A 19,741-nucleotide genomic window follows, 5' to 3' on the forward strand; every position below is an offset into this window, starting at 1 on the left:
AATACCCTTTAGAATTATGAGAACTGACGGTTCTTTACTTTGACACGAGCCGTCTTACGCTCGGTGTTTACCTCAAACACAGCCAAGGGGCCTCCAACAATAGCGGCTGCATCAGCCGAGAGTCCATCTGCATCCAGTGCGACTTCAGTTGCACCTGAAACAAAGCCAGCATCTGCGGTTCCCGTGTAAGCCGCATCGTACCAATCGCCCTCACGAGCTAGAATGTACTCTGCAGGCTTGTCTTTCCCCGCCTCAATATTAGCCGTCAAGAAGCCAGCAATCGGATCTGTAGGCTCAGCTTTAGTAATTCGACCGCCAACAATTTTAATAGCTTGATTGGCAAAACCCGCCTCGCCATCAGTCATCAATTGCTCAGTAATCCGTGTCGGATCCTTACCGTAATCGTTGTATACATACTTAAATCCTTGAGGCATGCTAACCCCTCCTATTTATTCTCAAAATTTTTAGCGTACTTCTGGGCATTTTTCGGGTCGATACCGAAGGCCGCAAAAGCAGAAGACAGCTCCGCCGGAACTTCCGGCTGCCGTTCCCCGTTACCCTGACCAACTACCTGCGCTCGCTTATTCAGCCGCTGATTCTTCAGTACGGACTGCTCTGTTCGCTTGCGTTCATCAGCCATTATGCTATCACGGTGGACAAGCTCATAGGCATCAATCGGATCATAGCCACGCTCAAGCCTGGCATGCATTTCGGGCGTCAACCACGGAGCTGATCCACCATCCGGGTTCACCTGATCGGCCAGATGCGGGTATTTGCGAAAGAGGTCTTCCCACCCCTGCAGAAGCTGCTGCTGGCTTTGTTCTTGCTGCTTGATCTGCTGCTCTTGCTCACTGCGCTGAATGACATCCTTGGCCTGTTTGATCAGAGGATGATTATCCAGGTATCTCTCCATAGAATCTGGATCGATTCCGGCATCCTCAGCCTCTTGACGTAAATGCGCCTTAAGCTGATCGAATTGATTTTGCTGTTGCTGTACGGCTTCCTGTTCGATCTTATCCAGGTTCGCAATCAGATCAGCGTGATCCTTATACCCTTGCTGGCGGGCTAGTCGATCCAGTGCGGTTTCGTACTGTTTTGCCCGGCCTTCGATCTTGTCGTAATTCAGACCTTTACGGGCATGGGCCTCGACTTCTGTTTCCGGGATGAAGACATCCTGACCGTTATACTTGACCGTTATCCCTTTTCGTTGTTCAGGATCGTCCGGTTCGCCGTCTTTGGGTGGAGCGGCTGTCCTATCGTCCAGTTCATCTTCGGGATCCTTATGGTCGTCATCGTCTGATTCGGTCTCTGGATATTGAAGATCGAACGCCTCATAAACACTTCTCATTTCCTGTTGTTGCTCGTCAGCCTGTGGGTGGGTTGACTCGACTTGCTCACCTGGGTTGGTGGATGGGTCATTTACATCAAACATGTTAGTTCCTCCTATTCCGCTATGGGTGGCGGCAGATAATAAAAGGCCAGATGGATTCTCACCACTGGCCAGGTAAAACAGGTGAAGCCGGCTGCTGACTCTTCATGATCTCATTTGCCGTCTTCGCTGCTTCAAGATTAATCTTCTGTTGTTTCAATGATTGTTCAAATTCACGCTGTTGCGTCTCCTGCTGTACACTCTGGTCCGTGAGCTGGGCCGTAGTTTGCTGGAGTTCCTGATTCTGCTGTGTGAGCTGCTGGATCTGCATTTGAAGTTGCTGCATCTGTTGCTGAGTACCAGCCTCTTGCTCAATCCGGCGCTTGATGACATCCATCGGTTCCATACGTCCTGTGCTAATGACGTACCGGACGCCCTCAGCATCAATCATAGGCAGCTGCGTAACTGGATCGATTGTTTGAAGTAGGTTGAAGGCAAGCTGTAGCCAGTACTCCCGATCCTGCGGCTTGTCTACCCCAATGTGAACAAGGATATCGAATTCAGGCACATACTCTTCCTGGACCGGTCTTATGTCTGGCACAGGCTCACCAGTATCAGGATCCGGGATTTGCTCACCGGTATCATATTCAGATGGGACCTGAGAGACGATCGTATCCCGACTGATACTCAACTTGCGGCCTGTGATACGGGCAATGCGTTCCGTTGTATAGAACTGTGCAATCAGTTCAACATACTGGCCAAACACTTCTTCCAGCGCATCCTGTATAAGATCAGATGTTGTATTCAGCCTCGTACCGGCAGCGGCCATGAGTGCTTTGGCCTGCTCTCCCGATGTGACGTTGCTATTCGCTTGGCCGTTCGAACTATCAAACTGACCCGGAATCTTTTGCAGCATCTCATCATAATAAGACAGCATGTTAAATAAGCTCCCTGGGATGTTGATCCCCTGAAGCTCCTTAACGTCATTCATTCGACCGTGCGCAACTGGAAGCATAGCCCCAGGGAGACTACGACGCTCCTGCCATGTATTTGGTCTGGTGATTGCTCCTTCCTCATACATGATCCCGCCGTTACCTTGTTTGGCCATGGTTTCAATTGCAATCTCGGCATACTTGTTTTTAATAATCTGAGGCTTGATCATGTCGCGCATGAAGCCCTTACCCCACACGTTGCCCTCATCAGGATACAACGTCCTTGCGGTGAACGGGTATTGACCATGATCATACACATATGCCTTATGCTCCAGGAACACGCCATCCGATGAAATGTAGATGCAGTGCACACCTTCCATATTGCCTTCTGCCTTTGCGATCAGCTCGGAAGGATCAACTCCCTGCAGCAGCTTTTCCTCGGCCAGATCCCGAAAGAGTTCCCGATCCTCTCGGGTAACGACCTTAGGCAGTCCACGATACCAGTATTCGATCAATCCGGACGACTTCTGTCTGGTGTTAATTTCCGTTAGTCCTGAAATGCTGTCGGTAGAGTCGCCATCAATCCCCTCATTACCAGCTGAGGAATCCGGCTGGACCTTCTCACCTTGCTTCGGCCAACGCTTTTTGAAATACTCCAGGGTCTTAGGATATTTCATGATGATTGCACCCATCTCCTGAAGATGAATGAAATCTGATATTCGCGGATCCGGATAAAAGCTGAATAGATCCACCGGCAAGATATCATTCCGGCCCGTATATCTGTTCTGACCTCTTCCACCTTCCACCGTTGGATCAAACACGGTCTTATAGATCAGCGGTCCATGAATAACCATCCGGCGAATTGCCCTTGAATGTTTCTGCTTGAACTTGATCTGCCTTAGCTCATACGGCATGAAGTCGTTGAGATCCCGAGCCTTCTGCTCGTCATTTTCCTCCTGAGCATCGTAATCCGGATAAGGCATCCAGCCCGTCAGCTTGCCGACAATGCTCTCGATCTGCGAGAAAGCCACATTCTCAACGGCATCTGGCCGGAGCTTGGACACAGCTTCCGTGCGCAGCCCATACCAATGATCGCCCATATAAATACGTTGCTCTTTCCGCCAGATGTCATCCATCTTCTGGCGCGGCTCTTTGAATACATTGAAGTCTGTCATGACCTCATCCACGATCCGTTGCTCATCAGGTGTATTGGGGTTATCCGTTTGATCATCACCAGATGAGCTGCCGAAGATGCCTTTCACCTTACCAAGTAGCGTCATTCGTCATCACCGCCTAAAACCAGGAATAAATCCTTTATTCATATCATCGTTATAATCATCTTCCGGAATATCCGGATCATCGTACCAGCTGAGGGGCTTTCGACTCTTTACCTCTGGAGGCGGGTCTTCTCTTGCACGACCGGCCGCATACTCGGTATAATTCCTAGCCATGAGCCGATCGGTTAGATCCTTGATAGTTCTCTGCTGAACGGTCAGCTGCACACCCTGGTAAGTGATCACCATTAACAAAATAAATGCACAAAAGTAGAACATTATCTATTCCTCCTCTTCTGGGTCCAGTCCATAACTGCATGTAGCTATACTGGTTCCTCCTGCATTTGAACACCACTTATTTCCTCGCTTGTTTCCCAGGAGAGCTGCACCGCATCTGGGACATCGTTCATTAATCCATTCTCCGATTAAGTCGCTATCCTGCGCATCCATTTCCGCACTCTCCTTCATGTATAAATGATGTATTTCGTAACGAATACGATTAAACCAAAATCCCTCAACCATGCGGCTTCCCGGCTTCTTGCATACGCTATGCATAAACCATTTTCAACACAAAACAAATAAACCCTTATGTATCAAGGGTTTGCGCTAACAGACTATTTCACAAAACCTTGTGTTTTGTGCACATGTCTTGCATAAACAGTGAATAATCGGACTTACCAGAACCCTTGCACTATTGGTATGTCATCATCGTCATCGTCCTGGTCAAAGTCGTCCTGGGATTCGCGGATCTCGTCCGGATTAGCTGACCAAGCATCCTTTACCCTGCCTGCAGTTGGTCGGCTCATTACCCAATAGCGCAACGCATCCGGTATATGATCCAGCGCATGAGGGGCTACGTCCTCTACTTTATGAGGATCATGCATCAAGGCCGGGATGGCTTCCATAGCTTTTACACATGTGCTGAAGATCTTAAGCTTCGTATCTTTGTAAAGATTGCCCGTCACATGATCAATCGCATCGTATACATGAAGCCATTCCCTCAGCCGTTTCCATCCGTTTACGCGTTCCTTCTTAGCCTGGATCAGATGTACACCCTTCTGGGCGAATATCTCAGCCGGAGTGATGTTCTCCGTTTTGGACTTATTCCAGAATGACGTATCAGCCACGTTGTATTCGTACCGTTCAGATACAGGACTGTTCAGCTTCGTGAGCTCCACCTGTTCTGAAGTGAGCAGTTTACTCTGTGCCAGTTCCCGATACAGGTACCCTGTACCATCAGGAGCCAAAGCCAACCAGATACAAACGAACGGATCCGTATACCCTTCATCAAACGCCCGGTACCTTTTCCAATCCCTCGGAATGTCAAACGGCTCAACAACATGAATAGACCGGGTAAATTCGCTGAAGTACTGGCCTGCAAATACATCCCAATCCCCTTCGAGTAGTTGCTTTCTCTCGATATCGGGAAGAGCCAACAGACGCGCCAAATAGCCCGGATCCGTTTGGACCAGAGCCTGATTGTCGTGAACGTTAGCGGGAATGAAGATCCGGCTGCGGATGATAGGTTCGCCGGCATTGGGTGTTCCTTCCGGCCAGTACAATGTGTTTCCATCGTCATCCGTCTCCATGATCCGGTGGACAGTCTCAGCTGGTCCAATCGATACGAAACGCTTCTTCACCCAGGTATGGCCCACGCCCCCAGGGTTCGTTGTGCTCTTTACCGAACGAGGGAAGGGCTTGCTACCACGCAGACGAGACAGCATATATAGATACCACTTCTCTTCGAACTGGGTCAGTTCTTCCCACCGGATGACATCGTACTCCGCGCCCTGGTAATTCGTATAGTTGGCATCATTGTCCCAGTACGCTAATTCGATTATGGAGCCATTCACGAATACCCATTCATGCTTGGCCTTGTTGTATTTACCAAGCTCTTTCGGGTATACCTGCATCGTACGGGAAATGATAGAGCGCTGCAGATCGGGATATGTACGCCGGAAGATGATCTGACGGCTGCCTGCATACTGCATAGCATATTTCAACGCGTCCCAGATCGTCGCCTCAGACTTACCTCCGCCAGCAGCACCGCCATACAGGATCTCATCCGCCTCAGTCTGGTGATACACCTGCTGCCGGGGCTGGGGCTTATAGGGAATAACAACCTGATTACTCATCGTTCGTCATCCCCTTATCGAAAATCACCTGCAGAGCGCCGCCGTCTTTGCCTGTAAGCTCCATCTTGTCGTTAAACATACCAAGATGCCTAGCCACATTCTCCAAGGCCTTATCCTGGTCTCTCATCTTGATCTCAAAACCAGATTGAGTCTGTTTGACACCGGCATACAACATTCGTGCCTGAGGGCTAAGGTCTCGGGTATCCGTTGCGTGGATCTCTCCGAATCCTTCACCATGACAGCGAGGGCATTTAGGATGCGGGCGAAGTGTCGAATCAAATCCGTACCCTCCGTTGTTGACAGGAAGCGGCTTCTCCATTTGACGGGCGATCTGTACCGCATTTAGATACTCTTCCTTATCAACCCATTGATACGCATGATCCTGGCCGAAACAATATCTGCAGCAGACCCGGCGATGGTAGATAAGATCGTTCGGATCCGCATTTGCAATCGTCCACCATCGCTCCAGGACCATATCTGCGGTAATCTCCGTACGCTCAGACCGTTTATCCATGGCCTCTTTTACAGCGGCGGCAATCTTAGGGTTCCTTAGTAGCCGATGACCCTCCACGCCGGCTGCGTTATCGCTCTTCACGCTATAGCCAGCGGCCTTATAAGCACGAGTGGCATTGAGGTCTATCAGGTACTCTTGGACGAATAGGTGCTGTTTGGCCGTCAATGCCATTTCTATCAACTCCTATACCAATATATTCCTGGTTCATAGTATAATAGTCCCAACAAGGGGGCGATTCAATGAGTGCTGAAATTAAGTTATCACTTAAAGAAGAACAAGATATCGCAATACAAGCTGGGCTACAATTAATCCCGTACATAGGTGGTTCACTTGCCACGTTATATTACGGGACAAAGCAAGAAAAGCGATTTAAAAGGCTAGAATCCTTTTATCAAGAATTCTCAGAATACATTTCAAAATCCGGCCATCAATTTCGTGGAATTGATGAATTTAACAAAGATGAATTAGTCTTTTTAATTGAAGAGCTAAACGAAAAGGTCGAAAGAGAACATACAGAAGCAAAAAGAGACTTCCTTAAGCAGTTCTTATTATCAACACTGTCTCAACCAAAAGGTAATTTCGACGAACAACGTTTCTTTCTTGATGCTGTTAGCGACATGACTTTTCTAGAGTGTGATATTTTAGCTCTTCTTAGAAAGGCGCTCGATGCATTAGAAGTCGGCTCCATTCGAAAAGATGGAGTCGAACAGTACGCCATCGTTGGTGCAATCGGTAGACTGAAGGGCTACGGATTTATAAGAACATTTACTACGGGTATGTCGTTCGGTGGTAGAGAAGACAACTCTTTACGGGATGGTGTCGAATTAACCCCATTTGGTAAAAAGTTCATTGCTTATTGTCTAAACTAGTTGCTCTTTCTTACTGCTCTTTTACGCCTTTTCAGGTAAATTTGAAAAGGCGTTTTCCTTCAAAGAAAATACCGCCTCGATCCGAGACGGCAAAAGGGGGAGATGAAAAAGCTACGAATAATCCGAACGGCAGGATTTGAACCCACACTACTTGCGCCCAAGGCAAGCGTGCTACCCAGCTACACTACATCCGGTTATAAAAAGAGACGGCCGCCTAACGGCTCGTTTGGTCCATTGCCGACCGTCTCCTTACATGAAGGGCACAATATCATTTTAGCAGGGGTTGACACGGAAAACAAGAACAAACGTTCGACATTTTAAAGTCATTTTACTGACATTATCGTGCCAAATTAATGTACTCGCTTTCTGCGACTCTTCGTCTACGGCTAATTGTGCGTTCAGTTAGCTGTAATTTATCCGCGATAACTGGGATCTCAACGCCATCTGCGTATATCAATCTTAACAGCTCTGCATCATTAGGCCGGTACTCTTCAAGTGTAGTTAAAAGAAAATCGATCCGATCAACCTCAGCCTGCAGATCCTGCAACTCAGTTAGTCGCTCAATGATCGCTTCTATTCCATCCCGTACGTCATATCCTCTCGCAGCGATCACCTTCTGAACCTTTCTCCGCAGCTCCTGCAGCAGCCCCGTGTCTTCCGGATCCATCACTTGGGCTGGGACAGCTTGCTTCTGGGCTTTAACCCCAGCTGGGTAACTGGACATGTAGGCGTGAGCCACTGTTTCTAGCTCCTGTTCTTGTTTCGACAAATACATGTATGTCGGCAACCCGCGTAACCTCCCGTGCAGCTCCTGCAGTTGGTCATCCTCATTCAATCGGGAAACGGTGATTCCGGCACCAACGCTATACGTCGATAGTGCCTGTATGCGGGCCTTCTTTTGCCGGTACTGGGAAAGCTGTTCAATCACGTGTTGTTCTGTTGTCATGTTACCTCCACTCCTTCCTAAAGCTTGTCCTTTAATTCTTCTCTGCATTTCTTGCACAAGCGAATGGAACGTGTATCATATTCATCTAATCCAACCGTTATGGATTTCACTTCGCCGCCTTCATCACTGCTCGTAAAGCAAGAATTGCACCGTGAATAACTCTTGTCAGCTTGGTCGACTCTTATCATTTAGGTTTTCATCCTCTCTATCCTGGCTTTAACAGCTTCCATCAAAGCATCTTGCCCTGCAGCTTTACGCTCCAATGCTGCCACAGCGTCTTCGTCCATAGTCCCCTCAGCTACCAGGCGGATAACCACGATGTTATGCCTTACTCCTTGGCGGTGTACCCTTGCATTAGCCTGCTGATCTTCCTCCAGGCTCCATATCTGATCAAACCAGACAACCGTCCGGCAGCTTGAATCTTGAAGATTAAGGCCATGGCCTGCTGACTTCGGATGCAAAAGCAATAGCGGGATCTCGTCATTATTCCAAGCTCGGATATCTTCATTGCCGTCCTTACCTTTTCGCAGGATCCGTGCTTGTGGGAATCGCTCTTGGATCCGCGACAGGCTATGCTTGAAATTGTAAAACACCATAACCGGTTTACCGTTTGCTGCCTCGATCACATCCTCCAAGGCATCCAGTTTTGCCTCATGGATCAACTTAACGCCCTTTTCCTCGTCATACACTGCGCCACTGGCCATCTGCAGAAGCTTGTTCGACAGGACAGCTGCAGTATTAGCCACGACATCAGCGTCCAAAAACGGAAGCAGCAGCTCCTTCTCTAGTTTGATGTATTGCTCTCTTGCTTTAGGGCTTAAAGGAATCTGGATCGTCCGATCAATCCGTTCAGGCAGCTCAAGCCAATCCTCGGCTTTCATGCTAACGGCAATATCGGAAATGGCCTCGTATACCCTTTCCTCTGCTTCCTGCTTGGCTTTCCACTCATAAACAACATGACCGCTACGGCTACCTGGTGTAAAGTAACGATCGCGATATCCCGTTATCGTCTTACCAAGGCGATCCCCTTGATCGATCAGATACATCGGCGCCCATAGATCCATAAGGCTGTTGGGGGCTGGCGTGCCGGTCAGACCGATCACACGCTTCATCATGGGCCGAACCCTGCGAAGGGCCTTGAAGCGTTTGGCCTGTGGGTTTTTGAAGCTGGATAGCTCATCGATCACCACGGTATCAAACGGCCACTGGCTGCCGTACTCGCTGACCAGCCACTCGACATTTTCACGATTGATCACGTATATGTCCGCCTCTGCTTTCAAGGCTTTCCGACGTACAGCTGCACTGCCCAAAACCTTACTGATCCGGAGATGTCTCAGGTGGTCCCACTTCTCAATCTCTCGGGCCCAAGTGTCATCTGCTACTCGTAAGGGGGCAATCACTAATACCTTTCCTGCTTCAAAGTAATCGTTCAGCAATAAATCCATGGCTGTCAGGGTACTAACGGTTTTGCCTAATCCCATCTCAAGTAGCAACGCAATGTAAGGTGTGTCCAGGATCCGCTGAGTAGCATACTCCTGATACTGATGCGGTTTAAACTTCATTTGGCGCTCACCTCGTCTATGAACCGCTCAATATCTTCGTTCGAATCAAGTTTATAATGCCGGTGTCCCAGCTTTAGCAGCTTTCTCTTCCAACGTTCCTGTAATGGGGTTAGCTGCTCCCCTGGTGCCTTCATTTCCACGTAAACTGTTTGGCCGTTAGGGAGAAGCACGATCCGATCAGGGACTCCTCGCTCTCCGGGGCTAACCCACTTAGGTGCTTCGCCACCGATCTTTTTGACTTCACGGACCAGACGGCGTTCCAGTGCAGACTCTCTCATATTTGCTCCTTTCATCAGGTTGCCGATTTGCCTTGTACGCGCACGTACTGAGTTTTTACGCGTTTAAGTTATATTTGCGTATGTCGTATACGGGTTAATTTATATTTTTACTAAAATAGTAGATTTCACGGCAACCACGGCAACCAGCACCCCTTAAGGCTTGATGTTATGCGGTTTTATCCGGTTGCCTTAAAACGATTTTTACGGCAACCTCACGGCAATTGCGGCAACTTTTCGGTTGCCGTGGTTGCCGTGAATTAATCTTACGGCAACCTTTTAAGGCAACCTTATCTAGATTCGTTCAAACACTCGTTGAACTCCATAGCCTGGCACTTTAGCTTTGCTTTTTCGCTCCTTCCACTCAGGGAAGCGTCGCATAATGTCCATAATCTCTTTTGACTCCCAGGTACGCATATCGCCTCGCTTCTTTCCGAGGCATTCAGTCCATATTTGGGCTGCACACACTCGATCCCGAAGGTCATCGGTAGGCCGACCCATCTCATCCTCTAAAGGCATATCAAGCCATTCCTGTATGATGCCTTCTCTTGGGTCCATCTCCATGTGTGCAGCTTGTTGTCGCTCCGCCTCCATGCGGGCTTCGCTGTCAAGCTCCAAGGTTTCCCCCGCCTTAAACCAGCTCAAAACCTCAGCCCATATTTGGCTCACTTCTTCCTCGGTCAATTCCTCCCAGTGACTCTTTATTGCTCGATCTGGGAAAATCTCGATAGGCCAGAAGCGCCGGTTACCAGTTGCGTCCCGAAGAAAATCACGGGTATTCGTTGTCCCGAAGAACACACACTTCCGTGGGAACTCAGATACCTGGCGATCATAGGCCACCCGATAGCGGTCTTCGGTCTTGGATAAAAACGCCTTGACCTCTTCAACCTCGGTCTTTTTCATGGCCGACAGCTCACCGATCTCGAAGATCCAGCCACTCTGCAGGTGTTCTCCGGCCTCTTTGTTCTCAAATGTCCGTAAGGAATCGGAGAACCATTCACGTCCTAGCTTCGCCAGTAGAGAGCTCTTCCCAGCACCCTGTGGCCCAACAAGGACCAGCATTTGGTCAAACTTACACCCTGGATGATATAGCCTAGCAACGGCAGCCAGCAGCATCTTCCGAGTCGCCTGCCTGGTGTAATGGATGTCTGAGGCGCCCAGGTAATCAATAAATATGCGTTCTGCCCGTGGCTGGCCGTCCCAATCGGCACTCTCGACATAAGACTTGATCGGATGAAACGTATTCCTATGAACGACCTCTGTGAAGGCGTTTTGAATCGTCTTAGCCGAATTGATACCATGCACCTTGGCAAACCAATGCTGAAGCCGTTTATCATCGGCACCCAGCCACGGCTCATAGGACCGTCCAAGACGTTCTTGGTCACGCCATGGCAACGACCGCCGGATAACCTCCGTGTTCCCAAAAGCGTCATAAGCCAGGACGTTCTTCCACGGCCCGTGTGACAACATGAGCTCTACGTTTCCCGCCGTGGGCAGTGGCTCCCCTGTCTTATGATGGATCTCCATTTGATCCTCCCAATCCACTTCATCCGGATCGTCCTCATCATCGGGAAACTCGTCTGCCATCTCGGCGAAATCCGCCTGGCGCTCAGCGAAGACAAGCTTCTTTACCTCCGGCCGCTGCGCCGCCCACTGCTCCATAGCCAGGTGACTCGGCTTCTTCGCATCCGGAGTGTGCTCTTTCACCCGTTCGTCCAGATGACCAAATTTATGAACTCGTACTAGATCAAAAAGATTATAAGTGCGACCATCTGCGATCGGATCACTGTCTTGATGTGAGAATGCAAGATCCTGATCCGGATAGACTTCCAGGCCATTACCGCTGGACCCCTTGGTGTATGTGTACCGATCCGGCATTGAGCCCTTTTCGTAAACATCCGATAAGAAGGTTTCTATCCCTTCTTCAATGGTGAATGCCCTACAGAAGAGGCCGATCGTCCCGAACTTCTCCCGAGGATCCTGCGCTCTCTTGGCTGCCAGCTGAGCAGGGGATTTATCTTCCGGGTGTCGCGGCCAGGCCATGACGTCATGCCAATCCGCATACTCGTCCAGGATCCTATCCACAGAGAGCGGTTCCCCTTCGAAAACTTCCAGGACCGGATCCGCGTCCTTGCTGCAGCTTGGCAGGTACATAAGCCGGTGGACGTCAAACGTGGTCTTATCGAAATACTCCATCCCGATATGCTCCGAGAGTTTACGGCTAACGGCTGCATACTCGTCTGGGCTCATATTACGATCCACTGGAATGAGCAGGCGGTATTTCGGCTTCTCCGGTCTGTGGCTATGGGTGGAGTAGATAACGTAAGCCGTTCCACCCAGCACAAGCTCAGCTGAGAATAGGAAATCATTGTCTCCGCGATCGACATCCAGGGTGATCAAGCTCCGACTATCGACATTTTCTTTTTTCCGCCGCCCTGTGCGGACAAGCCCGCCAACAAAAGCAGGCCCATCCTTCAATTTACCGCGGGCATTGTTGTTCATTTTGTCGTACTGGGCCATCGTCTCTGCTGTCCGCCGGACCTTCTTCAGCCGGTCCACGAACTCATTCCAGGTCAAATATTCAGTTTTCCAGTTCGTATCAGCCCGGTGCTTGCCAAAGCTAATGTCCAGTTCCTGCATGATGCCACCTCAACTAACTTCAAAAATATTAATTAGTAAAATTGTTTTCTCAGAGATTATTAGACTCCAATAATGGTATAATATTCCTAGTTCTTATAAACCAGGAGGGTACTATGACGGAAGAAAAAAAGTTCCTTAACGTTGGACTTGTAATGCCAATTGCTCCAATCGATGGCTGCACTACTGAACACTGGCTTGATGTAAAAAGAATCATTACAGAATCGCTAGCCAGCATCCCAGAATATGATACAAACCCCAAAATTGTAAGTGAAGGAGATAGCACCGGACTTATTCATAAACGTATTGTAGAAGGGCTCTATACCTCTGACATAGTTGTGTGTGATGTTAGTTGCAAGAACCCTAACGTTATGTTTGAGCTCGGTATGCGACTCGCTTTCGACAAACCAACTGTAATTATAAAAGATGATCAGACTGGATATTCGTTTGATACTGGGGTCATTGAACACCTCCAATATCCGAGAGATCTTAGATATAAAGACATTGTAGATTTTAAAGAAAAGCTTGCCGAAAAGGTAAAAGCAACCTATGAAGAATCAATTAAAGACCCTGAGCATTCCCCTTTTTTAAAGAGCTTTGGAACATTCAAGGTTTCAACTTTAAAAGAGGATGAAGTATCAGCAAATGAGTTTTTTATCAGAGCAGTTCAAGATATTCAAATGGATATTGCTGAGTTAAAAGCCTCTGCCATCTCCAAAAAATTGCCTTCAAATCTCGAAAAAACTATTAAACAATTTGCAAAAGAATCAAGATTGGATAATGTGGTAAAAGAAATTCTTGATAATTACTTCTCGAACTACAATACTACTCCAGAAATTAATGATCTTGTTGCCATAGTGAAGGATGAACTTAGAGATGCTGGTTTTCCATTACCGCTATATCAAGTACGTGCATATGTGGAAAAACATTTAAAAGTTAAAAACTTGAACTCAATCATCCACAGCTCCTAGTCCTTCTTATAAAAGTCCGTCTCGAATGCTTCGGCACAAAGTGGAAGCCTCGGCGCCCATTCGATCGGCTGCCCCATAATTTCAGTTATCTCGTTTAAGGAATCCCTACCATTGTCGTAAGGCTCATCGACAATGACCTCATCGTGGACGTGCATTCTAGTCTCAAAGCCGGCAGCGTCCAGACGAAGCATGCTCACGGCCAGGCAGTCCCGGCTGATGGCCTGTACAATGTTCTCGACCAGCTTAGGGCCGTAAGTGTCGATCTTGCCCCATGTCTTCTTTGTCTGGTCCACGCCGTCATAAACCAATGCCGGTTTATCAAACTTCCCGTCAACGATCCGTGGGTTTACGTAGGACAAACGCCGTCCGGATGGTAACCGGATAAACAGATAGCCGCCTTCACAGTAAAATGTCAGACCGTACTGCAGCTTGATTGTTCTTCGCTCCTGGACGGCCGTCATGGCTGCCCTGTCTACGTCCCACCAAAGCTGTGTAATCTTCGGATTAGCTGCCCGCCATGTCTTAACGAGTGGCGGCAGCTCATCTTGAGAAAGCCCCATTTTGAGGGCCCCCATCTGCTCCAGCGCGCCAACAGCGCCACCGTAGCCCAGCGCAAGCTCCGCGATCTTCCCTTTTTGGCGTAGGTCCTTGGTGATCTCTTCAAGACTAAGGTTGAACATCTGCGCCGCAGAGGCTTCATAGATCTTGCCATGGGTCTTGAATACCTCCAGCCGCCACGTCTCACCCGCCAGCCAGGCTATTACCCGCGCCTCAATGGCTGCGAAGTCTGAGACATTTAAGGCGCAGTTGGACGAAGGTATGAAGGCCGTCCGAATCAGCTGAGAAAGGACAAATGGAGGAGGGCCAAACAGCATTTCCAGCAGTTCATAATCCCCGGCCAGCAGGAGATCTCTCGCAAGCTCCAGGTCTGGTATTTTGTTCTGCGGTAGGTTCTGCACCTGCACAAGCCTTCCCGCCCAGCGCCCCGTCCGGTTAGCTCCGTAGAACTGAAATAGCCCCCTAACTCGACCATCCTGGCAGCGTGCACGCTGCATAGCTTCGTATTTCTTCACAGATGTTTTAGACAGCTGCTGTCGAAGCTTTAACATCGTTTTAACTTTTTCGCTCTTCGCTTCCTTGATCAGAATAGGTATCGTGTCTTTAGTTAAGCCTTCGATCTGGATCCCTTCCTCTTCCTCCACCCAGGCCTTTAACTGTGCAACACTGTTGGGGTTTTCCAGTCCAGTTAACTCCTTGGCCTCCTTAATCGTTCGCTCCTTAAAAGCGTTGTCGCACTCAATGGCCCGAGCTGGTAAGTCTGGATGAAGCAAAATCCCGTTGTCGTTGATCTTTTGATCTAAAGCCCAGAGCTTATGTTCAAAATCGGATATCTCGTATTTCTCGATCTTCTTTCGAACAGCTCGTTCTGCCTCCACGTCCTGTCGGTTGTATTCCTTGTACTGCTGCCACTTCTCAGGATCATGGTACGGAAGGTTCCGTGTGCGCCCACCGTTGACCTTGGTCGGCTTGCATGGCGTTGAAAAGTATTTAATCAGCGCCTTACCAGAGCTGTCTTTCTGTTCATCCACTTTCAGCACCTTGGCAACTCCGGCCAGGTCCCCCGGAAGGCCCAGCGTCAGAGCATGAACGCTTGAGCAGCGCCACTGCTCCGGCGGCATCGGCACGCCTAAGTGTTTCGCCAGCGCAGTTCGTTCAAAATTGGCGTTGAAAGCTGTCTTGATGACGTCCATTTTGAGGGCCTTGATTACATCTCCAGGCAGGGCTTCATAATCCATCAGATCGATGACAGTCACTGGATCATCATCAAAAGCAAAACCGAAAAGAAGAATTTCAAAGTCAGGAGCCTCAACGTAGGGGTAGACGCCCGATTTTTTGATGTCTACACTGCTGTATGTTTCAAGGTCGATCTGCAGTAGAGTCATATCACTCGCCCTCGTTACAATCGACACAGCTTGTATCACGCATGTCATACTCAGATCCAAAATCATCGACCACGGTGTGAATATCTTCGTCAGCTAAAGCTCTTTTTACGGCATGTTTAAAACACAACCACTTACCATACTCAGTCTGATATTTCACTTGAAGATCCAAAACGTCCCCTCCATATTGAGATTTTGCGGTTATAAAAAGGGGCCTGATACCAAGCCCCTCCAAAGAAGTAAATTGATTAGTTCAAGTAATCGTCATCGTCACTGATGTCTACAATGTCGTCGAAATCTTCACTAGCGAAATCGTCGTTCAGGCTGCTACGGCCACCCAGGAAATCGCCATCCTGTACTTTAACGATGTTATTAAGGCCGGCTGCAATACCTTTATTTCCTTTAGTGTCAAATAGATAGAAGTTAATGCTGACTTTGGCATAGCAGCCGGAATATACTTCAGTTGTGTCTGTGATCTCTTGAAATTTGGTTTTTCCGTTGCTGTCCTTACCGATCGGCTTCGCGATACCAGGTCTGTTTTTGCTTTTGGCATTGAAGAAATAGTGACCCTCATAGGCTTCATCATCCGGTCTTTCTTCATCACCATCTCGCAGAGGGGTATGGAACTTAGGTGGAATCTTCCCGCCATACTTTGCCTTCGCCTGCTCTTTCAAGATATCAACCGCGCCTTTAATCTTGCGTAGGGTATCTTTATCATCCTTAGGAATCAGAATGGACGAATTGTACCAGAGGACTCCATTATCATCGGGAGTAGGCTCCCATACATTGGCGTAGCTAAGACGTACTTTTCCTGTGATTACTTTTGTTGATTGATTATCGATTGCCATTTGATCATTTCTCCTTTTATTTGAATTAGTTCTTCCAACTGACCAAGCACCGGACGTCATTCTGTCTACGTGGTAATCAGCTATTTCACCCATGACTACACCTCAAATTCCTCTCCAGCGAAGTCCTGATCCACGCTATTCAACTCCGACCGCTTGTCCGTCTCCGGGACCAGCACAGGTTTACCCGGCGGCTTCACGATCAGACCGTCCAACAAGGAAGCAAGCTCCTTTTTGCCGATCTTCTTCTCCAGATCGCCAATGCCAAGCAGCTCCTGCGGCTTGAGATACTTTTCTGCTTCAAGATCAGCTAACTCCAAGGCTTTACGAGCGGCAGCCTTATCGGTAATGGTCCGATTGCTTCGACCCTCTACAAGTTTCCACGATGGGATCCTTGCACCTGATTTAGCCTGGTCGAAGGCATATTCTTCAACGTCCTTGGCCCAGACTTTCAACTGCTCTGCTACGAATAGAACTGAACCAATCTCATCAATAGAAAGCAGAGCAGGATCCTGAAATTCATACGCCAGGGCCTTCATATTCTCATCAGCCCGAGCACGACAGTTCCCTTTAACTTTGCACCATCGGCAATGGCTGCCAGGTTTAAATTCACCTTCACCAGCGTCTGCCAGTGCAGCTGCAGGTGTAACAACGTCCGCAGCCCATTCGAGTAGCTCACCAAGCAGAAGCGTATCGGTACTGACGCTTTCCAATCGGGGCTGTACGATTGTCATGCTGACTTCATTGATCGAGTAGAGGTAATTCCAGTTAGCCCAAGCTCCCAGGCCATATAACCGGAGCTGAGGGTTACCGATCGCGCTGACAGGCACACCTTTGCCGTACTTTAGATCAATGACATCAAGCATCCAGTCCGAGATGATTACAACGTCTCCGGTCCCATAACCATCAGGGACCCATTCTGAGAAATCCACTCGCTCTTCGAAAAGTATCACGGCATCCTTCGATCGAGCCTTGGCCGCCATGAATCGCTCCTCAACCACATCGACATAGGCAGCCACAGCGTCTTCCATTTCCGGACCGTAATAAGAGTTGGTTTTCTTGAAATCTGCGATTGCCTTATCAAGTTTTTTTCGCTCAGCTGCATTACAAGGTGTTAGCCTCCGGCGAAGGATCAGCTCGGACAGTTCATGCGCTGAGGTCCCCTCATCTGCAAACTCGCTACGCTTATCCGGAATACTCTCCTGTAGCCGGGCGCTGGGCGGACAGTTTATCCACTGGTCCGCCTTGGACGCACCCAATAAGGCATGAGCCCGTTCAGCATGTGCTGGCTGTGTCATAGAGCCTCCAATGCTGCCATGAAGGCTATCCGTTTCTCTTCTGGGACATCCGAGATCGACGCGCTTTCAAACTCGCCAAGCAGTTTCTTGATTTCCGGCTTCTTCTTTGGGTCTTTGCCCACTTCCTGAGCCTTAGCTCGAAGCTCAACGACAGTTGGAATCTCCTCATCTTCATTCGGTTGGATCTCCTCAACCCCCTCATCTGGAGAGGAGTCTTGGTCTGCCTCAACCTTCGATTCTTCTTTCTTATTTTCGAGAACCTTTCGCTGACGTGGCTTAACTTCTTCTTTTGCAGGCGTAGCCGGAGCTGCAGTACCACCGAATGCGGCTGACAGTGTAGCAAATTCTTCTATAGCTTGAGCGGCGTTATCGCCGTTGATCGTGATTTGTACCGGCATGTATAAGTCCTCCTAAGAATTAATGGGTTTGAACAAATTGTCATAGTCATCAACGATAGATTTAATGCAGGTCTTGCAAATCGATTTACCATAAAAGGTCGAAAGCTTCATATACTTCTGTTCTCCGCAAATGAAGCAACGAGAAACATTCATATTGCCATCTCCCTTCTGTTGGTGTTAAACTGGCCTTAATATAAGTAGTTTTTCAAGTGCAGCAGTTTGACGGCTCCTACCCCGTTCAAGCTGCATTTTTCTTTTTCATCCTTGATGCCAAGCTGATATATTGCTTGCGGTAAATCTCGCGAAGCTCTTTTGACTTGGTCATCTCGATCAGCTGCTGCAGATTCCCACAAGTCCAGACCCTTAGCCTCTTGTTCACCTTCCTGTTTCACCTCCTTTCAATTGTTTCGGTACGAATTTACAAGTACTCGTTAATTGACTTCATACCGCCAACCAGTTCGAAATTGTCCATCACGAAATTTTCGATTTCCTCTCTACTGAATCCACCGTATTCTGTTAACCTGCTATAGCAATATAATTTCTCTAATGCCTCATGCTTTTCAGGATAACTGTCCCTCACAATGTCACGTATTGTCCGCCAATGATGGGCCATGCCGCATTCGTAAAACAATCCTGCTTGGCGATCATAAACACCCAAACCGGTATTACCAAACCCCATCCGCTTGAACGACACTTCAACGGACTTATAATCGTTACGTTCAAAAATGATGTCGAAGATCAAACGAGCATCTTCACGCCAATCCAGTAGCGTTATCGCTTCAAGGTTGTGACGCTTGACGAACTCAGAAAGAATTTCGTTTAGTAGATCGTCATTCAAGTTTTCATTCAAATACTCATAGCAAGCATATTGTTTCGCACGATAATATCGCCCTTGAATGTTCTCTTCGATGAAGCGCTGTAAGACGATACGTATAAGGGCAAGCGGATCGTAAGTAAAACTAAGGGTTTCCACTTACTAGACTCCTCCCTCCCCAGCAGTCACCGACACTATACCAAGCTTTTTGAGCAAGCAGTTGCTTGAACATACGAGTTCGAAATCGATTTTCCATGCCAGTTGCCCAAAGTGGATCTCCTTGCCGCATGTCTCATTAGCGCAGTAGTCAATGACTTCTTCTTCCGCTGCCAAGTTTAGAACCTTACTCATTGGAACTCTCCCTTCTGTAATTCATCATTTCTTGTTCTTTTTTCCAACGATCTAAACTGATGGAACTAAAAACATATCTGGGATTTTTACTGCCCTCAGCCCCTACAGTCCGGTGAGGAACACGCTTTGCCAAACATAACTTTCGGAGCGTATAAGATGACATATTGAGATGTTTGCAAGCTTCGGTGAAAGTTAAGTCCCTATCCGAAGTGGCCGATAATCTTTCCATGATTCGTTTCTCGGCTTGAGCCACATGGACCGCTACAATATCAGCGATCGCTTTTTCGATAGCTGTCATGAAGCCTCACCATCCCTCTCAATCATTGGGAGGATACCTCTCGCGATCATTTAATTACCTCGCTCTCCAGGCCAAGCATTTTAGCAATAATCGGCTTCTGTTTTTCGCCAGGACGCGTCCCTTTGAAAATCTCTGAAATGTAGGTTACAGAAACTCCAAGCTCCTTAGCTACATCTTTCATTTTGATATTTTTCTGAAACATTACCTTTCTGCATTCAGCTCCAAATTCGGTGTAATGAGGCATTTTAAGACCCTCCCTCCTAAATGTTGTAAAATTTACAGCTTAATTGTTGACACGCGACTGAAAATATTC

23 protein-coding genes and 1 tRNA gene are annotated in these 19,741 nt (G+C 48.3%); 2 read left to right on the forward strand and 22 right to left on the reverse strand.

Features of this window, described 5'->3' with window-relative positions; translation table 11 throughout:
* Positions 1–14: 14 nt before the first annotated feature.
* The 6 genes from ABEQ74_RS20580 to ABEQ74_RS20605 all read right to left on the reverse strand — a co-directional run bounded on the left by ABEQ74_RS20580 (position 15) and on the right by ABEQ74_RS20605 (position 6,395).
* Entirely contained in the window at positions 15–434 is a 420-nt protein-coding gene (locus ABEQ74_RS20580; RefSeq protein ID WP_430123994.1) for a hypothetical protein, read from the reverse strand.
* Between the two features lie 11 nt (positions 435–445).
* A complete protein-coding gene (locus tag ABEQ74_RS20585) occupies positions 446–1,432 on the reverse strand; it encodes a hypothetical protein (protein ID WP_430123995.1) in 987 nt (328 codons plus the stop codon).
* A 58-nt stretch (positions 1,433–1,490) separates the two neighbouring features.
* Positions 1,491–3,581: a hypothetical protein gene (locus tag ABEQ74_RS20590; RefSeq protein WP_430123996.1), complete on the reverse strand. Its 2,091-nt coding sequence runs from the start codon at positions 3,579–3,581 to the stop codon at positions 1,491–1,493.
* A 6-nt stretch (positions 3,582–3,587) separates the two neighbouring features.
* The gene (locus ABEQ74_RS20595; protein ID WP_430123997.1) at positions 3,588–3,854 is read right to left on the reverse strand and encodes a hypothetical protein; all 267 of its coding nucleotides are present in this window, start codon (positions 3,852–3,854) and stop codon (positions 3,588–3,590) included.
* A 395-nt stretch (positions 3,855–4,249) separates the two neighbouring features.
* Entirely contained in the window at positions 4,250–5,710 is a 1,461-nt protein-coding gene (locus tag ABEQ74_RS20600) for a terminase large subunit domain-containing protein (protein ID WP_430123998.1), read from the reverse strand.
* Positions 5,703–6,395 carry a terminase small subunit gene (locus tag ABEQ74_RS20605; protein ID WP_430123999.1) on the reverse strand — a complete coding sequence of 231 codons (693 nt, stop codon included), beginning with the start codon at positions 6,393–6,395 and terminating at the stop codon, positions 5,703–5,705. The genes ABEQ74_RS20600 and ABEQ74_RS20605 overlap by 8 nt, the downstream gene beginning before the upstream one ends.
* A gap of 68 nt (positions 6,396–6,463) precedes the next feature.
* On the opposite strand from ABEQ74_RS20605, the gene ABEQ74_RS20610 reads away from it, so the two are divergent.
* Positions 6,464–7,093: a hypothetical protein gene (locus ABEQ74_RS20610; protein WP_430124000.1), complete on the forward strand. Its 630-nt coding sequence runs from the start codon at positions 6,464–6,466 to the stop codon at positions 7,091–7,093.
* Positions 7,094–7,214: 121 nt separating this feature from the next.
* Here the strand turns inward: ABEQ74_RS20610 and ABEQ74_RS20615 are convergent.
* The 6 genes from ABEQ74_RS20615 to ABEQ74_RS20640 all read right to left on the reverse strand — a co-directional run bounded on the left by ABEQ74_RS20615 (position 7,215) and on the right by ABEQ74_RS20640 (position 12,516).
* A tRNA-Pro gene (locus ABEQ74_RS20615) sits at positions 7,215–7,287 on the reverse strand.
* Positions 7,288–7,430: 143 nt separating this feature from the next.
* Positions 7,431–8,039, reverse strand: a complete 609-nt coding sequence (locus ABEQ74_RS20620; protein WP_430124001.1) for an RNA polymerase subunit sigma-24 — start codon at positions 8,037–8,039, stop codon at positions 7,431–7,433.
* 17 nt (positions 8,040–8,056) lie between these two features.
* Positions 8,057–8,227 (reverse strand): hypothetical protein, encoded by a 171-nt coding sequence (locus ABEQ74_RS20625; RefSeq protein WP_430124002.1) that lies wholly within the window; start codon positions 8,225–8,227, stop codon positions 8,057–8,059.
* Entirely contained in the window at positions 8,228–9,601 is a 1,374-nt protein-coding gene (locus tag ABEQ74_RS20630; protein WP_430124003.1) for an SNF2-related protein, read from the reverse strand.
* On the reverse strand, positions 9,598–9,879 hold the full coding sequence (locus tag ABEQ74_RS20635) for a VRR-NUC domain-containing protein (protein ID WP_430124006.1): 282 nt from the start codon (positions 9,877–9,879) through the stop codon (positions 9,598–9,600). The genes ABEQ74_RS20630 and ABEQ74_RS20635 overlap by 4 nt, the downstream gene beginning before the upstream one ends.
* Positions 9,880–10,170: 291 nt before the next feature.
* Positions 10,171–12,516 (reverse strand): VapE domain-containing protein, encoded by a 2,346-nt coding sequence (locus tag ABEQ74_RS20640; protein WP_430124007.1) that lies wholly within the window; start codon positions 12,514–12,516, stop codon positions 10,171–10,173.
* A 113-nt stretch (positions 12,517–12,629) separates the two neighbouring features.
* On the opposite strand from ABEQ74_RS20640, the gene ABEQ74_RS20645 reads away from it, so the two are divergent.
* Complete coding sequence (locus tag ABEQ74_RS20645; RefSeq protein ID WP_430124008.1) at positions 12,630–13,484, forward strand: hypothetical protein; 855 nt, start codon at positions 12,630–12,632, stop codon at positions 13,482–13,484.
* Here the strand turns inward: ABEQ74_RS20645 and ABEQ74_RS20650 are convergent.
* From ABEQ74_RS20650 to ABEQ74_RS20695, 10 genes are all read right to left on the reverse strand, one after another.
* Positions 13,481–15,427, reverse strand: coding sequence for a DNA polymerase (locus ABEQ74_RS20650; protein WP_430124009.1), 1,947 nt, complete (start codon positions 15,425–15,427; stop codon positions 13,481–13,483). The genes ABEQ74_RS20645 and ABEQ74_RS20650 overlap by 4 nt on opposite strands.
* A 1-nt stretch (position 15,428) precedes the next feature.
* Entirely contained in the window at positions 15,429–15,596 is a 168-nt protein-coding gene (locus tag ABEQ74_RS20655) for a hypothetical protein (RefSeq protein WP_430124010.1), read from the reverse strand.
* Positions 15,597–15,672: 76 nt separating this feature from the next.
* The gene (locus tag ABEQ74_RS20660) at positions 15,673–16,272 is read right to left on the reverse strand and encodes a DUF2815 family protein (RefSeq protein WP_430124011.1); all 600 of its coding nucleotides are present in this window, start codon (positions 16,270–16,272) and stop codon (positions 15,673–15,675) included.
* Between the two features lie 95 nt (positions 16,273–16,367).
* Complete coding sequence (locus tag ABEQ74_RS20665) at positions 16,368–17,567, reverse strand: DUF2800 domain-containing protein (protein ID WP_430124012.1); 1,200 nt, start codon at positions 17,565–17,567, stop codon at positions 16,368–16,370.
* Positions 17,564–17,965 (reverse strand): hypothetical protein, encoded by a 402-nt coding sequence (locus tag ABEQ74_RS20670; protein WP_430124013.1) that lies wholly within the window; start codon positions 17,963–17,965, stop codon positions 17,564–17,566. Before ABEQ74_RS20670 ends, ABEQ74_RS20665 begins: the two co-directional genes overlap by 4 nt.
* Before the next feature lie 238 nt (positions 17,966–18,203).
* Positions 18,204–18,344, reverse strand: coding sequence for a hypothetical protein (locus ABEQ74_RS20675; RefSeq protein ID WP_430118433.1), 141 nt, complete (start codon positions 18,342–18,344; stop codon positions 18,204–18,206).
* A 39-nt stretch (positions 18,345–18,383) separates the two neighbouring features.
* Positions 18,384–18,938 (reverse strand): hypothetical protein, encoded by a 555-nt coding sequence (locus tag ABEQ74_RS20680; RefSeq protein WP_430124014.1) that lies wholly within the window; start codon positions 18,936–18,938, stop codon positions 18,384–18,386.
* 3 nt (positions 18,939–18,941) lie between these two features.
* Complete coding sequence (locus ABEQ74_RS20685) at positions 18,942–19,130, reverse strand: hypothetical protein (protein WP_430124016.1); 189 nt, start codon at positions 19,128–19,130, stop codon at positions 18,942–18,944.
* Positions 19,123–19,428 (reverse strand): helix-turn-helix domain-containing protein, encoded by a 306-nt coding sequence (locus ABEQ74_RS20690; protein WP_430124017.1) that lies wholly within the window; start codon positions 19,426–19,428, stop codon positions 19,123–19,125. Before ABEQ74_RS20690 ends, ABEQ74_RS20685 begins: the two co-directional genes overlap by 8 nt.
* 46 nt (positions 19,429–19,474) lie before the next feature.
* Positions 19,475–19,672, reverse strand: a complete 198-nt coding sequence (locus ABEQ74_RS20695) for a helix-turn-helix domain-containing protein (protein WP_430124018.1) — start codon at positions 19,670–19,672, stop codon at positions 19,475–19,477.
* Positions 19,673–19,741 lie beyond the last annotated feature (69 nt).

This window comes from Paenibacillus solani, from assembly GCF_050475945.1.
In the GTDB taxonomy this organism is placed as follows: Bacteria; Bacillota; Bacilli; order Paenibacillales; family Paenibacillaceae; genus Paenibacillus_AQ; species Paenibacillus_AQ solani_A.

What these genes read in the sequence shown, in the direction of transcription:
- ABEQ74_RS20580 (WP_430123994.1), bottom strand. Translation starts at nt 434, where the DNA reads ATGCCTCAAGGATTTAAGTATGTATACAACGATTACGGTAAGGATCCG.
- ABEQ74_RS20585 (WP_430123995.1), bottom strand. Translation starts at nt 1,432, where the DNA reads ATGTTTGATGTAAATGACCCATCCACCAACCCAGGTGAGCAAGTCGAG.
- ABEQ74_RS20590 (WP_430123996.1), bottom strand. Translation starts at nt 3,581, where the DNA reads ATGACGCTACTTGGTAAGGTGAAAGGCATCTTCGGCAGCTCATCTGGT.
- ABEQ74_RS20595 (WP_430123997.1), bottom strand. Translation starts at nt 3,854, where the DNA reads ATGTTCTACTTTTGTGCATTTATTTTGTTAATGGTGATCACTTACCAG.
- ABEQ74_RS20600 (WP_430123998.1), bottom strand. Translation starts at nt 5,710, where the DNA reads ATGAGTAATCAGGTTGTTATTCCCTATAAGCCCCAGCCCCGGCAGCAG.
- ABEQ74_RS20605 (WP_430123999.1), bottom strand. Translation starts at nt 6,395, where the DNA reads ATGGCATTGACGGCCAAACAGCACCTATTCGTCCAAGAGTACCTGATA.
- ABEQ74_RS20610 (WP_430124000.1), top strand. Translation starts at nt 6,464, where the DNA reads ATGAGTGCTGAAATTAAGTTATCACTTAAAGAAGAACAAGATATCGCA.
- ABEQ74_RS20620 (WP_430124001.1), bottom strand. Translation starts at nt 8,039, where the DNA reads ATGACAACAGAACAACACGTGATTGAACAGCTTTCCCAGTACCGGCAA.
- ABEQ74_RS20625 (WP_430124002.1), bottom strand. Translation starts at nt 8,227, where the DNA reads ATGATAAGAGTCGACCAAGCTGACAAGAGTTATTCACGGTGCAATTCT.
- ABEQ74_RS20630 (WP_430124003.1), bottom strand. Translation starts at nt 9,601, where the DNA reads ATGAAGTTTAAACCGCATCAGTATCAGGAGTATGCTACTCAGCGGATC.
- ABEQ74_RS20635 (WP_430124006.1), bottom strand. Translation starts at nt 9,879, where the DNA reads ATGAGAGAGTCTGCACTGGAACGCCGTCTGGTCCGTGAAGTCAAAAAG.
- ABEQ74_RS20640 (WP_430124007.1), bottom strand. Translation starts at nt 12,516, where the DNA reads ATGCAGGAACTGGACATTAGCTTTGGCAAGCACCGGGCTGATACGAAC.
- ABEQ74_RS20645 (WP_430124008.1), top strand. Translation starts at nt 12,630, where the DNA reads ATGACGGAAGAAAAAAAGTTCCTTAACGTTGGACTTGTAATGCCAATT.
- ABEQ74_RS20650 (WP_430124009.1), bottom strand. Translation starts at nt 15,427, where the DNA reads ATGACTCTACTGCAGATCGACCTTGAAACATACAGCAGTGTAGACATC.
- ABEQ74_RS20660 (WP_430124011.1), bottom strand. Translation starts at nt 16,272, where the DNA reads ATGGCAATCGATAATCAATCAACAAAAGTAATCACAGGAAAAGTACGT.
- ABEQ74_RS20665 (WP_430124012.1), bottom strand. Translation starts at nt 17,567, where the DNA reads ATGACACAGCCAGCACATGCTGAACGGGCTCATGCCTTATTGGGTGCG.
- ABEQ74_RS20670 (WP_430124013.1), bottom strand. Translation starts at nt 17,965, where the DNA reads ATGCCGGTACAAATCACGATCAACGGCGATAACGCCGCTCAAGCTATA.
- ABEQ74_RS20685 (WP_430124016.1), bottom strand. Translation starts at nt 19,130, where the DNA reads ATGAGTAAGGTTCTAAACTTGGCAGCGGAAGAAGAAGTCATTGACTAC.
- ABEQ74_RS20690 (WP_430124017.1), bottom strand. Translation starts at nt 19,428, where the DNA reads ATGACAGCTATCGAAAAAGCGATCGCTGATATTGTAGCGGTCCATGTG.
- ABEQ74_RS20695 (WP_430124018.1), bottom strand. Translation starts at nt 19,672, where the DNA reads ATGCCTCATTACACCGAATTTGGAGCTGAATGCAGAAAGGTAATGTTT.